Here is a 15,252-nt window from a genome sequence, read left to right as displayed (position 1 = left end):
AAAAATCCTTAACAGCCGAGTTTTTAGAAATAAATGAACTAATTCTTGTTTGGTAATTTTTAAACTATCATTTTAAATATGTTTTTAAAGTATCAACTAAACAAATTTCATGAAAAACACTTTATCCCCCCAAGTACAAAAACCTGAATAAATATTCTTTAGGCTTATTTTTGATGCTATTTTTAGTGACATCTTTTCTTTTTACTTCCTGTGTAGAAGAACCAGAAGCTCCAAAAATCCAAGCAGTAGAAAACGGTCAACTGATGAAAGTCAAAGCCTGGTTTGAAGAGAATAAAACGAAACTGAGACTTCCTGAGCGAGGCTTAAATTTCAGATCAGAATCCCAAGAATTGATTTTACCCTTTTTTGAAAAAGAACCTGATTGGGATAAATTTCATCATTATTACTTTACGGATGGTAGAGAAGTTTTTGAGGTGAGTTTAGAGGGTAATTCTCTTTATTTTCCAAAAGAAAAATCTAAACCAAAAAAGACTGCTGAATTAAAATACTTTCAGAATATTCTATTTGTCAAACACCAAACTGAAGATCGATTTGATCCTTTGATCATAAGGTATTACCCTGAAGAGATTGAATCTAATAGAAAATTTGAGGAGGTTAATTATCAGATGATTGATGAAAAGTGGAATGGTTGGATCGATTTATTTTCCTATGACGAACATTATTTGGTTGGGTATAAGATAGATAGAGGGCAGGTTACCCACACTCGAACTATGCAAAAAGGAATGGAAAATGGGAAAAAGTCTTTTGGATATGAAAATAAAGATGTGGTATATAGATGTTATGAGGTAGCCACAGACTGGTACGATGGAAGAACTGGAGAGTATTTGGATACTACACATAGCACGACTTGTGATTTTGTAGAAGATGGAAATACTACAGGTGGAGGGGCCCCAGTCGGAGGAACTTATTCAGGAGGAAGTTCTGGTTCAGGATATTATCCACCAGAAGTTCCCGCACCTAAATTAACTATTTATATAGATTCATCTATTAGGAATGACCCACGAATCAGTTGTATATTAGATAAGTTTTCACTTGGATCTTTCGTTAAAGATATTGCTGAAATCACAGAAACAGAAGATTTAAATACAAATTCAATATTAAAACTAGAATCATTACCATTAGATAGAAACGGTCAGACTGTTAAAAGGAATGGTCAATATGTAATATCTATTAATTCAAATTATTTAGATAGGCCAGATCTTTTGATTGCAAGAACATTTCTTCATGAACTAGTTCATGCTGAAATTATGGCAACATTAGAAGCAAATGGTATTACCCCTTTGGATGCAAATTTTGCTCAAAATTTCAATAATTCCGTAAGTGTTTTATACGGAACAACAAATCTTAGTGGAAACCAGCATCATACTTACATGGCCGAGCAACTTTTGTTCGAAATGGGGACTGAATTGATGAATATTCATAAAACCTATTTTGTGGAAGATTTTGAAAAATTAATTCAGGAAGCTAACAGTCAAGGTGCATATCCAAAAGGAATACCAGTTGATTTTTATATGAATTTATTTTGGGATGGGCTCAAAAATACTCATGCTTTTGATATAATGAAGTCTATAGAAACCAATTACCCAATTTTATCACCATACGAAAAGTATATTAGAGATTCAGACCTTTCAATGAATTTGGACAAACCATGTGGAAACTAATATTGATCTTAACCTTATTTTGGAGGGTTTTTCCTTTTGATCAAAAGGACGCAGTAATAATTGTATTGGATGATTGCGAAAAATGGAGGATCGTAAGAAATGGATTAGGTGATGAAAGAAATTTCATTTACAATAAAGAATTGCCAGACTATCTAGGAGTCTTTTTAAGTCACGTTAATAAGAAGGATAAACCTGAGCTTCAAACTAGGAAATTGACACTGAAAGAGATTCAAGATAAGGAGTTTTATTATTCTTCTGAATTAAATTTTTACGATTGGAATGATATTGACCAATTGAAAAACAGAAAGGTATTTATTGTAATTGCCGAAGATTTTTGTTCCAGAAATAGGTTTGTATATGGTTATTCATTTACGCTTTATGAGGTGAACATATATTTTCAAAGGAATGAATGAAAAAGTTAAATTGTAAAATCTAAAGTCTGAAATTTGAAAACCTTTGCTAGGCCTAAATTGAAATTACGCCTTCATATTCTATCGAATTTGTAATTCGATTAAAAGGTGAAATTTCATCAACTAAATTCCAAACAGTTGGAGATTTATAAGAATAGTAGAGTGGTAATACAAATCCCATCCAGTTCATCGTGAAATTGGAGCATTTGTATAAGAACCTATTTATATTGAAAGCAACTTTTTATGAATATTTTAAGGGTTTTTTGCCCTTACCTACCTAAATTCTTCAAAAAAATCTAAATATTTTTAGCTGTACTTAAAAAATAATTAAACTATTTCAGTATTGATATTGATTAATGTCTACATATAATCATGAATATATCAATAAAAAATATAATAAAAACTATATAAAAAGCATTTCATATATATAAAAATGAATTTCATTTTCTTGTTACTTTCATATTAAAATCATTTAATTTACTCTTAGATATTTTTATAAATTTTTTAATCATGAAAAATTTCAAGAAAAATAATGTGACTTTTATACTGATTTTTTTCCAATTGATCTTGGTTACTGCCTGTCATTTGGATGATGAAAATACCAGTATAAAGCCTACTGACGAAACTGGATTCTTTAAGCCTGATTTACCAGTGCCAGGAGAAGGTAAAAAGGATCCTACTTCGGGAGAAAATACTGCCTTAGTTGGAGATGGTTGGGCAATCGCAAAAGACATTCCTTTGTCTTTCGGTGCAGAAACTATTTTTGGTGAAAGTTCTGAAGTACATTCTTACAAAGCTACTGTGATTAATGGAGTAGTAGGTGGTTCGTTTGAAGCATTTAACTATGACAAAAACGGTGTTATGAGAAAGGATGCAAAAGGGAAAGTGACCTGTGTTGTTTTTCAAAAAGATTGCAAAACTGTTAGAATGACTGGCATCATCACCGAAAGTACTGATCCGTTTTATATTGGGAAATATGCAATTTGGACAGTAGTGGACAATGGTGATGAATTAGATCAGACCACTGATTTAAGATATGGTGTACCAGAAGCTACAGCCTTGTACCATTGCTCGAATGGCTATTCCTTAGATTACTTTTCAGAAGGTCTATTCTTGACTACCGAAGGAGATATCAAAGTGGAATGTAAGGCATGCGATGATTAATTTTTCATTAGAAAGGCAACTTCCCCAAATCCACATTTCCGCCAGATAAGATAATCCCGACTTTCTTTCCTGCAAAGCGATCCTGATTTGCCAATAAAGCTGCTAAGGGTACCACTGCAGAGGTTCTATGACTATTTTCATCCGCTCATAAATCAAGCGCATGGCTTCGATAATCTGAGGATCAGTTGCCAGAAGAATATCTGAAACGTAATTCTGGATCAGTTTGAAATTCAAGACTCCCAATGAGGTCAATAGTCCGTCAGCAATCGTATTGGGTCCTGATTGTGGAATGATTTTTCCCGCATGGAAGGATTGAAAAGCATCATCTGCTCCTGCTGGTTCCCCTGCGATTATTTCAATTTCCGGGTTTAGATAATGGGTAGTCAATGCCGTCCCCCATAGACCTCCGCCTCCTACTGGGGCCATGATGATGTCCAAATCGGATTGATCCTCTAATAATTCCAACGCACAAGTCGCTTGTCCTTCGATCACATCCATAAAATCGTAAGGAGGGATGAAGGTTGCTCCGGTTTTTGACACTACTTCCTCCAAGGTGGTTTCTCTTGCTTTGAGATTGGGTTCGCACTCAATGATTTCTCCACCATAGCCTTTGACTGCTTTCTTTTTGATCTCTGGTGCGTTGGAAGGCATTACAATGTAAGAGGGGATTCCTGCAACAAGCTGCTCTCGCCAAGGCAGCAGCATGATTACCACTGCTATGGGTGGCAACTCCCTTTTTTTCTGCGAATCAGTCAATTTCATCACCGCATTGGCAGCCCCTCTTGCCTTAAATGCTCCCACTTTCTGAAAATTTCGCAATTATAATCTAACAACCAGCAATCTCATTGATAGCAGAAGGACTTAAAATTGGAGTTCGATGAATAAATGGCTGAATGCGTTTGTGGGCAGCTTTGATGTCAGCTAGTGAAGGGAAAGATTGGCTCATGTTTCGAAAATAGGGAATTGAAGAGAATTTGGGAATTATTATTTTTTCAATTATCAATAGTGGAGAGAATACTCCCTTGAGATATTTAGGAAAAAAGTTATAGCTGTCAGTCCGAGCGGAGTCGAGGACAATTAAATTTTCTTGTTTGAACAAGGCTTCGACTCCGCTCAGCCTGACACCTTAATTAAATTTAACCAATCGCCTATAAAACAAAACCCATTAATAGCCCCTCTCAAATTGTTTTCACATATGATTCAAACATTACCACGGAGTTTTTATCTTCAAGCATGAATTGGAATGAATTGGATTTTTACCCTTTGATGGGTGAGGCCCTAACAGAAAGCAATACGTTGAAAATGGATTTTAGTCCAGCTAATAAAGCATTGGATTCCATAGACCTGGGTAATACCCAGTCTTTTCATGATTATGTGTTCCAAGAGCTTGCAAAAGAAAATAAAAAGTATGGAATTGGGGGGTACTTTGAGCATCGAGCGATTTACCAGCGTTCTGAAGTATTTTCTACTCAGGAATCTGATTTCAGGAATATTCATTTGGGTGTAGATATATGGGCCGAGTCCGGGACTCCTATTTTTACGCCTTTTGAAGGGGAAGTGTATAGTTTACAGGATAATCAAGGCTTTGGAGATTATGGGGCTACCTTTATCATAAAACATATTATTAATGGACAACCTCTCTATTCCCTTTATGGTCATTTGATGCGTACCGATCTTACTCTATGGAAAGTTGGAGATCAGGTAAAGCCTGGAGATTTGTTATGTCATATTGGACCTTTTCCCGAAAATGGGGATTGGCCTCCGCATTTACATTTTCAATTGATGTGGGATATGTTAGGGAATTTTGGCGATTTTCCAGGAGTATGTTCTCAACGTGAAATAGAAAAGTTCCGGACCGTCTGTCCTGACCCTAATTTAATGATAAGATGCCCTTTGATTTAAGAATTGGCCTTAGTAATTAACCGTAGCCCTTCTAGAGTTAGGTTTCTATCAATTTCATTGAATACTTCGGTCAATGGAGTCAAAACAGAGGATAATCCTCCCGTTGCAATCACTTGGTAGCTTTGTTGGGTTTCCTTTTCTATCGTCTCTATCATTCCTTTGACTAGGCCTGTGTAGCCATACAAAATACCTGCTTGAATCGCATGAACGGTGCTTTGCCCCAAGGCTGATTCAGGCATTTTCAATTCTACGGCAGGAAGTTTAGCCGTATTGTTAAACAGTGAATTGATGGCGGTTCTAAGTCCAGGGACAATGTTTATTCCTTTGATCTTTCCTGTCTGGTCAACCACAGTAAAGGTCAATGCAGTACCGAAATCTACAATGATGACGGACTTTTGGTACTTGGAATAGGCTGCCATTACATTGCACATCAAATCAGATCCTATTTCTGTGGGGCGCAAAGATTTGACCGGAAGTTTTGGGTAGCTTTTGGGAGAAATCACATAAGGGTTTGTTCCAAAATAATTTTGACAAAAGGCTATAATGGAATTATTTATTTCGGGCACTACGGAGCTAAAACCAATTTCTGAAATACCGGTAGGTGAGATTCCATGTTCCAAAAAATAGAGGGGTACTTTTTTGCTGAGTTGTGAATGTAGTTTGGGCCCCTTGGTTTCTATCCTAAAGTGATTGGTCCATTTTTTATTCTGTTCATGGTAAAGGGCAAACACCACATTGGAATTACCTGCATCAATTGCTAAAAACATTGTTTCTTTGATTTCATTAAATTTAGCTTTTCAAAAAAGGAAATTCCAAATAATAACCTCCTAATTAAATTAGAAATGTATTCATTGCGAGAAGGCCAAGTTGAAGACCTCCCAAGGGTTTTAGAATTAGTACAAGAATTAGCGCTGTATGAAAAAGCACCGGAACAGGTGACTAACACGGTGGAAATGATGAAAGAGGATGGCTTCGGTCCAAATCCTGTATATGGAATGTTCGTTTGCGAGAAAGATGATACCAAGGAAATCATTGGAATTGCCATCTATTACTATCGATATAGTACTTGGAAAGGGAAGAGACTTTATTTGGAAGATTTGATTGTGACTCAATCGGAGAGAGGAAAAGGAGCCGGGAAATTGCTTTTAGAGCGTGTTATGGCCAAATCTTTGGAAGATGGCTGTACGGGAATGATGTGGCAAGTGTTGGACTGGAACGAACCAGCGATCAACTTCTATAAAAAGTATGGAGCGAGTATTGAAGGGGCTGGTACAACGTACACATCCAAGATTATGAGATCAAAGAGGTATTGTCTTAAGGTTCAGCAAAACACTTTAAATAAAAAATCCGGCACCTTGGCCGGATTTTTTATTTAAATCTGATGTCAAATTAGCCTTTGATGCTGTAGTTTGGAGCCTCTCTGGTGACACTTACATCATGAGGGTGTGATTCTTTTACCCCCGCTGCAGTGATTTTCACAAATTTGCCATCTCTTTGTAGATCTTCAATGGTTTTGGTGCCACAATATCCCATGCCAGCCTGAAGTCCACCCACAAGTTGATAAAGTACTTCTGCTACCAAACCCTTATATGGAACTCTACCAACGATACCTTCTGGGACCAGTTTTTTGATATTGTCTTCAGCATCTTGGAAGTAACGGTCTTTTGATCCGGATTCCATAGCTTCTAAAGAGCCCATTCCTCTATAAGACTTGAATTTTCTGCCTTGGAAAATAATCATCTCTCCTGGAGCTTCTTCTGTTCCTGCCAATAGTGACCCGATCATGATTGAACTTCCTCCAGCAGCAACCGCTTTTACCAAATCTCCTGAATATCGAATACCACCGTCTGCAATTACTGGAACTCCACGGTCTTTCAATACTTGGGAACATTCAAAAACAGCTGATAGCTGAGGAACTCCTACTCCTGCGATGATTCTAGTGGTACAAATAGATCCAGGACCTACACCTACTTTTACGGCATCCGCACCAGCATCTGCTAGCGCAATGGCTGCTTCTGGAGTTGCAATATTTCCTACGATTACCTCCAAATCAGGAAATGCATCCTTGATTTTCTTACACGTATCAATTACTCCTTTGGAATGTCCATGGGCTGTGTCGATAGAAACCACATCTACACCTGCATTTTTCAAAGCCTCTACTCTTTCAACAATGTCGGCAGTAACACCTACTGCAGCTCCGACTCTTAATCTTCCATATTCATCTTTACAAGCATTAGGCTTGTCTTTTCTCTTCAGGATATCCTTGTAGGTAATCAAACCTGTCAGTTTGTTGTCCTCATCAACAATGGGAAGCTTTTCGATCTTGTATTCCTGAAGGATTTCTTCTGCCTGCTCTAGAGAAACCCCAGATTTAGCAGTGATTAGGTTCTCAATCGTCATGATCTCTCTTATCGGACGATTTTGATCTTTGATGAATCGAAGGTCTCTGTTGGTGATAATGCCCTTTAAAGTTCTATTTTCATCCACAACCGGAATACCACCAATATGATATTCACGCATAATTGTTTCTGCATCACGAACTTTGGCATCGATGTTTAGTGTGATGGGGTCCAAAATCATCCCAGCCTGAGAACGCTTTACTTTGCGTACTTGCGCAGCTTGTTGTTCGATAGACATGTTTTTGTGGATGAATCCCAAACCGCCTTCTAAAGCAATCGCAATTGCTAATTCAGCCTCTGTAACCGTGTCCATTGCAGAGGAAACCAAAGGAATGTTCAGCCTGATTTTTTTGGTGAGTTGTGTGGAGGTATTCGTGTCTCTTGGCAAGACTTCAGAATATCCTGGAACAAGAAGCACATCGTCGTAGGTGAGTGCTTCATAAAGGAACTTGTCGGAGTTTCTATTCATGGCAAATATTGGTTGTAGGTAACCCTATTTGCCCGTCAAAATTACAAACAAAATTCTTTATCAAACTAATCTTTGACAAAATTAATATTGAAACTCAGCAGAAAATTTGAAGAAAATGAAATTTCCTTTTAAAAATCAGGTAGAGAATTGCTGTGCAAAGGGCTCTTGAACCAATTTTTGGAATGGATTACCCTGATGATAATATAAAGTAAAAGACCTGTGGGGCCAGCTATAAATGTCAAAACCAAACATGGAAGTAAAATCCACCGGTTAATTCCACACTTGTCTGCATTATGACAAATCCACATACCCACGAATAAATCAAACGTCAAGTAATGAATCCAACCAGCCAAAAGTGCATCATCGCTACTGAAAAGCAATTTCACATTCGCTAAGGTATCAAAGCCCCCTCCTGTGTCTGCTCCCATCCCTCGGATGATGTAAATTAGGTAAAGCCCGCCCAGCAAAACGAAAATGATGCTGAATAAAAATTGGTAAACCCATCGTTTTTGGTACAAGACAAATAGAAAGATCCAGCACAGAAACGCGATGGAGTTGGCGATGGTAAAAATCAATTCTAACTTCATTGCTTTAAAAATTAAGCTATGAAGTTAGAAATAACTTTTGATTTTGAGGTGTATAAGTTCTAAAACTATTTTTTAAGAAGTCGGGCAATGTAGAATCCATCAAACCCGCTTTCGTGAGAAAGAACTTTGTGGTCTTCAATCAATTCAAAATTCTTTCCCGCTTCACTGTTTAGGAATTTTTGTACCTGTTCCTGATTCTCCGAAGGTAAAATACTGCAAGTAGCATAGACCATTTGTCCACCTGGTTTAAGCATGGATGGATAGGATTGGAGAATCTCCTGTTGCGTTTGCTTTACTTTTTCAATTGACTCTGGACTTAGCTTCCATTTAGTGTCTGGATTTCTTTTTAAAACTCCTAAACCAGAGCAAGGAACGTCTAGCAACAAACGGTCGGCAGATTCTTTTAACCTTTTGATGGTTTTGGAGCCTTCAATGACTTTTCTTTCGATGATGGATACCCCATCTCTTCTTGCTCTAAGTTTAGTCTGTTGCAATTTCCATTCTTCCACATCCATGGAGAGGATTTTGCCTTTGTTTTCCATTAAAGCTGCTAAATGCAAGGATTTGCCACCTGCACCTGCACAAGCATCGATCACTCGCATTCCTGGTTCAACCGCAAGCGAATCCGCAACCAATTGAGAGGAACCATCTTGTACTTCAAATAAACCTTCTTTGAAGGCAGGGTGTCTGAATACATTTTGTCTCTCATCCAATATCAAAGCATCTTTATATCCTTTGATGATATGAGTTTGGATTTTGGATTCAGCAAGTATGTTTTTTAGCTTTTCACGTGTAGTTTTTAGAGTATTTACCCGCAAAACCACATCTGCTTCTTGATTTAAGCTGTGGATTTCAGCTTCCCATTTATCTCCCAATTCCTTCTGCCCTAGTTCCTCTAACCAATCAGGGATAGATTCAATCAAAGCTGGGTCTTCAAGTTTCTCATACTTTCCTTTGAGCTTCTCAGGCTGGATTTTTTGAAATTCTTCCCAAGGCGGAAGACTGTGTCCTTGCATGAGCCAATATGTTCCGAAAAGATCATATGGATTATTGGAAGGGCTTAGGTAATTAATGAGCCTCCACCAACGAACCATTTCATAAGTCGTTTCGGCAATAAATGAACGGTCACGTGCTCCCCATTTAGGGTTGGACTTAAGTGTTCTTTCAATCACTTTATCGGCATATTGCCCTTCTTCGAAAATTGCTGCAAGTGCAGAATGCACTCCGCGTATAGTATTGTTATGTAGCTTCATGGGAAAGAAATTCTCCACAAAGGTAGTTTTTCTTTCTGTTCTCTGGGAATCAGTTTTTAAAATGGGCTAAAGATCAAGCCAAAACGTACTCCATCTCTTGCTACTGCCGAGCCAAAATCGGTGTGATTTCCAAAATATTGGGTAGAAGCACCGTAAAATGGATCGTAGGCAAAATCTATGGTGTGATTTATTTCTCTTTTATCTTTTAGGATTTGTTTTCTGTATTCCAGAAGATTGGCTCTTATTTCCATGCTAATCCAAGTTTTCCATTGGTAAGCAAAGGCAAGATCCATCCCAACTCTCCAATTAGTTTCTTTCATCGGAATTTCCCTTCGAAAATAGGCGATACTCAAGCAAGTGGCACAGTAGTCATTTAAGGATTCTTCGAATTCGCAATATGGACAAGGAAAATAGAACCCTAAATCAGGAGCCAAGACTATGTTCCCATCCTTCCCTGATTCTTTCAATCCATACAGGTTGAAATTCAGGGAGGTCTTTTTACCTAGACTGATGAACTTCTTTAAAAATAGCCCATACCCACGAAGATTATTTTTCATGGAAGCTTCCTGATACACATTCCTAGAACCTATGATTGGGTAATACTCATTTTCATCAGGTTCCCCATAAATTGGATAGCTAAACTCGATGGGGGAAACCTGACTTTGATAAGAGCTAAAGTTGGACAGGATTCCGATTGACCAATCGTTTTGTAGTTTGAAACCAACCATGGGGCGGATACTTCCTAACATATTTCGTTGAACCGCCAATGGGTCAGATTGGTGTAAGCTCCGTTGCCAGTAGCTGGCATCAAAACCGAAATAAAATTTGGAATCTGCATTTTGCGCCATGCTGCCCAATGAGAAAAATAGGGCAAATATCAAGAGTTGAATTTTTTTCATCTTAGAAAGAATAGGGATTGCTACCTTTACGGTAAATTAAGGTCATTCGCTACAGCTATGAGCAACTATAACGAACTAGTAAAACAATGGGCGAGTGAGCTCACTCAATATTCTCCGGAAGAGGCAAACAACTTGATAAACTGGCTTTTAGAATACCATTTAGGAATCCGAAAAGTAGATATGATAGATGCATTTGAGGAGAATAGTTTGTCTGAATCCCTCTACCAGGACTTCGAACGACTAAAGTCTGGAGAACCTGTTCAATACATCATTGGGAAGGCCCCTTTTTATGGAAGAGAATTCTTTGTGGATGAATCTGTACTCATTCCTAGAAATGAGACGGAGGAGTTAGTGCATATGATCATCAAGGAAAACCCAACTTCAGGAATGAAAATCTTGGACATTGGGACAGGTTCCGGTTGTATTCCGATCAGCTTAGCCTTAGAAATGAAAGATTCGGAAGTATATACGGCCGATGTATCTGAAGATGCCATTGAAGTGGCTATGGAAAATGCGGAACACCTTGAGGCTGAAGTGACTTTCCTACACTTGGATATTTTAAAGGAGATGCCAAACCTATCTGATTTGGATATTTTGGTAAGCAACCCTCCTTATGTGCCTGAAGCAGAATGGGTGGATCTGCACAGTAATGTGCGCGATTTTGAACCCGGATTAGCCCTATTTGTTCCAGATCATGATCCCTTGTTATTTTATCGAGTGATTGCTGAAAAAGCGAAGATATTATTGAAGCCAGGGGGTAAACTGTATTATGAAATTCATAATAATTTTGGCCCAGAAACAGTGGAGTTGTTGGAAGGATTGGGCTATAAGGAGATAAATTTGGTTCGTGATCTAAATGATAAGAACCGAATGGTTTCAGCAATTTTTCCCGGTTGATCAGCGGATTTGTTCACCAATCCAAAATATTCCTGAAGCCTTAATTTCAGTTATCCCTTCTGGAACTTCCAAAAATGTTGCATAGGTGATGGGCAGTATTAGCTGACCATTTTCGTTGATAACTTCCACAGGAAGGCCCTCTTTTGCATGAATATGGATGGTGGACTTTGCAAACCACTTTTTAAAGTCCCCTTCTTTAACTGGATAGTACTTCCAATCTCCATCTAGTAAGGTAAGGTCCATCAGCTGAATCTTATCTTGCAGGTCTAAGGCTTGTAGATGGGGGATTCCAATCAAATGGGCTGCGTAGTGTTTGCTCGCCAATAAATATTGTAAGCCTTCTTCCAGGGCATTTTCAGGTGTTGAATTCAAAAAACGCACAGGGTATTGCTCCTCCAGAAGCTGAATATTTTCCTTTTGGAAGGACTCAGAGGCTAAGATTACGTCAATTTTGATTCCCCAACTCAGGACTTGATCCAAGGCCTGTTGTGCAACCAATACTGTTGGAACCCATTCTAATAAAGGAGAAACCTGGTCAAAATGAACCTCATCCGCATTTAATATAAAAACGGCTGGTTCTTGTTGTTCTTTGACGAAATGATGGGAAGACATAGGGATTAGCTCCAGAGTTTTTTGTAAAAATTGACAGCGTTTTCGTACGCTAAACGTACCAAATTTTGCTCACTTAAATCCGTTTCTAAGTGGTCTAACAGGCTAGGATATTTACTTGAATTCTCTGCCAAAGGAAAGTAAAAAGGTATTCTCGAAGGATCTCCAAAATTTTTAGTGTAGAAAAAGTCCGAACCAAAACATATAGACTTTTTTCCCCCAATATCAAAGCCGTGAAGCAAATGCTCGAATAGCCTTTCTGGAACATCATTGTCTAGAAAAGCCCTTAAAAAGTTTATACCAATTATCCCACCTCGATGGATTACTTCCTTTGCAAATTCGTCTGTCAGATTTCTTCTATGATTCCAGATCTGTCTAAAATTAGAGTGGCTGGCAATGATAGGAATGTCAAGCTTTTCCTGATCAATATGGTTTAATATTCCTTCGGCCAATAAATCCGAAGTATGTGACAAGTCAATCGGAATCTTTTTTCCTGCCATGTAATCCAGAATAAATTTGCCATCCTCTTTTAAGCCTATTCCATCTGTATAATTCCCTCCTCCAAATCTATTTTCAGTATGATGGGTCAAACTGATATAAGCTAGTTTTTGAGTTCTTTTCAAGATGCTGTCAAACTGGGATTTTATTTCAGTTAGAGAAGCTGTTTCGTGACCGATTCCAGCAGCATTTTCTATGGAAGCAAGGATGCCTATGTTATTCTGGCTTTTCCAGTTGGCAAGAAAATCCTCATTTGCAAAACTCAAATCCGAGGGATTCTTTTCAAGTAATTCCAAAAAGATATCGGCTTGTTTGCTGGCCAACATCATCGAGTCAGGATTCACATCTGTATAAATTGCCATGACCTGCAAACGTACCCCACCTGATTTCATTAAGGGAATAGCACAAGCTATATCATCTTTGGAATATGGGTTGGCTGCAGGGACTTTCGCGAGGTAAGAAAGCATGTCACAGTGTAAATCAGCAATAGGAAGACGCATGTTTTTGGGCTTTGGAACAAAGTAAACCAAAAAAGAGGATGATTTTTAATACTTTTAAGCCTGATATGTGTTACCTACTTTGAAAGGTAAAATTCATTTTTAACCGAAACAAAAAGCTAATGGCAATTGCAAAACCCTTCAATTTTAAAAAATGGATTGATGATAATAGACACCTGCTTAAACCACCGGTTGGGAATAAGCAAGTTTACCTTGAAAATGAGGATTTTATCATCATGGTCGTAGGAGGCCCTAATTCAAGAAAAGACTATCACTACAATGAGGGAGAGGAGTTTTTCTACCAAATAGAAGGGGATATCGTATTGAAGATTATTGAAGACGGTAAGCCAGTGGATGTACCGATTAAAGAAGGTGAGATTTTTCTTCTTCCTCCAAAAGTTCCCCATTCTCCGAGAAGACCGGCTAATACCATCGGATTGGTCATTGAGCGATATAGAAAAGAAGGGGAAAGAGATGGGTTTATCTGGCACTGTGAAAATTGTGGAGAAAAACTGTATGAGGAATATGCTGATGTAACCGATATCGTCAATCAACTACCTCCTATCATGGAAAGGTTTTGGTCCAATCCAGAGCATACTACCTGCAAAAACTGTGGAACGGTAATGCAAAAATAGTAGCTAAACAAACCTGTGAAACAATTAGCGGATGCTTGATACAACATCCTCAACCATTAAATATATGACCCAAATAGATTATCAGTTTACCGAAGAGTTTGCTAGAAAAATGGATGTTGAGGACCCCATCAATTCCTTTAGGGATCGATTTTTATTTCCTGAAGTAAATGGGGGAAAAGCGATTTATTTCTGTGGAAATTCTTTAGGCTTACAGCCCAAGTCCGTCAAATCCTATTTGGAAAAAGAATTGGATAATTGGGCAAAATTAGGAGTGGATGGACATTTTCAGGGAGAAGATGCCTGGTATCATGCAAGGCAAAAGTCAAAACCTGCCTTGGCCGAAATTATGGGGGCACATACGCATGAGGTAGTGGCCATGAACAATCTCAGCTCCAATCTTCATTTTCTGATGGTGTCGTTTTACAGACCTACTTCAGAACGGTTCAAAATCATCGTTGACGGAGGAGCATTCCCATCAGATATGTACATGTTGGAGACTCAGGTCAAATTTCATGGGTTAAATCCAGATGAAGCTATCGTTGAGTTGATTCCAAGAGATGGGGAGCATATCCTTCGGACTGAAGATATTATCTCCGAGATAAAAAAGCATGGAGATTCCCTGGCGATGGTGAATATGGCGGGTTTACAATATTATACTGGTCAATTATTTGACATGAAGGAAATCACATCAGCAGCCCATTCAGTAGGAGCGTATGCAGGGTTTGACCTGGCTCATGCAGCAGGAAATGCTGAACTCAAGCTCCATGAGTGGGATGTGGATTTTGCCACTTGGTGTAGTTATAAGTATATGAATTCTGGTCCAGGCAATATTTCTGGAGTATTTGTCCATGAGCGATTTGCCGATAGGCCTGATTTACCAAGGTTTGCTGGATGGTGGGGACATGATGAGGGACAAAGATTCCTCATGGAAAAAGGGTTTGTTCCGATGCATGGGGCTGATGGTTGGCAGGTTTCTAACACCAACATCTTGGCTTTGGCAGCCCATCAAGCTTCGCTGGATATATTCATGGAAGCAGGAATGAGCAATTTGCGGGCAAAAAGTGAAAAATTGACGGGGTATTTAGCCTATCTAATTGAGCAAATCAGTGGAAAATCAGGCATTTTGGAAATTATTACTCCGAAAAAACCTGATGAGAGGGGTTGTCAATTATCTTTGCACATTCATCGTGGAGGCAAAGCTGTATTCGATGATTGGTATAGTCATGGAGTGGTAGGTGATTGGAGAAACCCAAATGTGATCCGATTAGCGCCTACTCCGCTGTATAATAGTTTCTTGGATGTTTTCAGATTTGCACAGATTTTGGAACAAAGCTTGAAAAAATTCGCTTAA

The 15,252-nt window shown here is 38.4% G+C and carries 14 protein-coding genes and 2 pseudogenes; 8 read left to right on the top strand and 8 right to left on the bottom strand.

Going from position 1 to position 15,252, the window contains the following annotated elements; genetic code table 11:
- The first annotated feature begins 173 nt into the window (after positions 1–173).
- The 3 genes from V8V91_RS13470 to V8V91_RS13460 all read left to right on the top strand — a co-directional run bounded on the left by V8V91_RS13470 (position 174) and on the right by V8V91_RS13460 (position 3,256).
- A complete protein-coding gene (locus tag V8V91_RS13470; RefSeq protein WP_074225558.1) occupies positions 174–1,682 on the top strand; it encodes a hypothetical protein in 1,509 nt (502 codons plus the stop codon).
- On the top strand, positions 1,670–2,095 hold the full coding sequence (locus V8V91_RS13465; protein WP_074225557.1) for a hypothetical protein: 426 nt from the start codon (positions 1,670–1,672) through the stop codon (positions 2,093–2,095). The genes V8V91_RS13470 and V8V91_RS13465 overlap by 13 nt, the downstream gene beginning before the upstream one ends.
- Before the next feature lie 507 nt (positions 2,096–2,602).
- Positions 2,603–3,256 (top strand): hypothetical protein, encoded by a 654-nt coding sequence (locus V8V91_RS13460; protein WP_373400544.1) that lies wholly within the window; start codon positions 2,603–2,605, stop codon positions 3,254–3,256.
- Positions 3,257–3,263: 7 nt separating this feature from the next.
- Here the strand turns inward: V8V91_RS13460 and V8V91_RS13455 are convergent.
- Positions 3,264–4,202 (bottom strand): annotated as a pseudogene (locus V8V91_RS13455) (pyridoxal-phosphate dependent enzyme).
- A 287-nt stretch (positions 4,203–4,489) separates the two neighbouring features.
- Between V8V91_RS13455 and V8V91_RS13450 the strand changes: the two are divergent.
- Positions 4,490–5,158 (top strand): peptidoglycan DD-metalloendopeptidase family protein, encoded by a 669-nt coding sequence (locus V8V91_RS13450; protein WP_373400543.1) that lies wholly within the window; start codon positions 4,490–4,492, stop codon positions 5,156–5,158.
- On the opposite strand, the gene V8V91_RS13445 is transcribed toward V8V91_RS13450, so the two are convergent.
- Positions 5,155–5,925: a type III pantothenate kinase gene (locus V8V91_RS13445; RefSeq protein WP_373400542.1), complete on the bottom strand. Its 771-nt coding sequence runs from the start codon at positions 5,923–5,925 to the stop codon at positions 5,155–5,157. The two genes, V8V91_RS13450 and V8V91_RS13445, sit on opposite strands and share 4 nt — an antisense overlap.
- Before the next feature lie 75 nt (positions 5,926–6,000).
- On the opposite strand from V8V91_RS13445, the pseudogene V8V91_RS13440 reads away from it, so the two are divergent.
- Positions 6,001–6,476 (top strand): annotated as a pseudogene (locus V8V91_RS13440) (N-acetyltransferase family protein).
- Between the two features lie 71 nt (positions 6,477–6,547).
- Here V8V91_RS13440 and guaB read toward each other — a convergent pair.
- From guaB to V8V91_RS13420, 4 genes are all read right to left on the bottom strand, one after another.
- On the bottom strand, positions 6,548–8,026 hold the full coding sequence (gene guaB / locus V8V91_RS13435) for an IMP dehydrogenase (protein ID WP_373400541.1): 1,479 nt from the start codon (positions 8,024–8,026) through the stop codon (positions 6,548–6,550).
- Between the two features lie 128 nt (positions 8,027–8,154).
- Complete coding sequence (locus V8V91_RS13430) at positions 8,155–8,613, bottom strand: ABA4-like family protein (RefSeq protein ID WP_373400540.1); 459 nt, start codon at positions 8,611–8,613, stop codon at positions 8,155–8,157.
- Between the two features lie 65 nt (positions 8,614–8,678).
- Positions 8,679–9,866: an RsmB/NOP family class I SAM-dependent RNA methyltransferase gene (locus tag V8V91_RS13425; RefSeq protein WP_373400539.1), complete on the bottom strand. Its 1,188-nt coding sequence runs from the start codon at positions 9,864–9,866 to the stop codon at positions 8,679–8,681.
- Between the two features lie 56 nt (positions 9,867–9,922).
- Complete coding sequence (locus tag V8V91_RS13420; RefSeq protein WP_373400538.1) at positions 9,923–10,765, bottom strand: hypothetical protein; 843 nt, start codon at positions 10,763–10,765, stop codon at positions 9,923–9,925.
- Between the two features lie 57 nt (positions 10,766–10,822).
- Between V8V91_RS13420 and prmC the strand changes: the two genes are divergently transcribed.
- Positions 10,823–11,662 carry a peptide chain release factor N(5)-glutamine methyltransferase gene (gene prmC / locus V8V91_RS13415; RefSeq protein WP_373400537.1) on the top strand — a complete coding sequence of 280 codons (840 nt, stop codon included), beginning with the start codon at positions 10,823–10,825 and terminating at the stop codon, positions 11,660–11,662.
- Here the strand turns inward: prmC and V8V91_RS13410 are convergent, their stop codons facing one another.
- Both V8V91_RS13410 and V8V91_RS13405 read right to left on the bottom strand, forming a co-directional pair.
- A complete protein-coding gene (locus V8V91_RS13410) occupies positions 11,663–12,274 on the bottom strand; it encodes a thiamine pyrophosphokinase (protein ID WP_373400536.1) in 612 nt (203 codons plus the stop codon).
- 5 nt (positions 12,275–12,279) lie between these two features.
- Positions 12,280–13,269, bottom strand: a complete 990-nt coding sequence (locus tag V8V91_RS13405; protein WP_373400534.1) for a dipeptidase — start codon at positions 13,267–13,269, stop codon at positions 12,280–12,282.
- Positions 13,270–13,388: 119 nt separating this feature from the next.
- On the opposite strand from V8V91_RS13405, the gene V8V91_RS13400 reads away from it, so the two are divergent.
- Both V8V91_RS13400 and kynU read left to right on the top strand, forming a co-directional pair.
- Entirely contained in the window at positions 13,389–13,901 is a 513-nt protein-coding gene (locus V8V91_RS13400; protein ID WP_373400533.1) for a 3-hydroxyanthranilate 3,4-dioxygenase, read from the top strand.
- A 64-nt stretch (positions 13,902–13,965) separates the two neighbouring features.
- A complete protein-coding gene (gene kynU / locus V8V91_RS13395; RefSeq protein ID WP_373400532.1) occupies positions 13,966–15,252 on the top strand; it encodes a kynureninase in 1,287 nt (428 codons plus the stop codon).

It is taken from the genome of Algoriphagus halophilus (genome assembly GCF_041729275.1).
GTDB lineage: Bacteria > Bacteroidota > Bacteroidia > Cytophagales > Cyclobacteriaceae > Algoriphagus > Algoriphagus halophilus_A.
The sequence above is the reverse complement of the archived record's forward strand: the minus strand, read 5'-3'. Positions and strand labels throughout refer to the sequence as shown.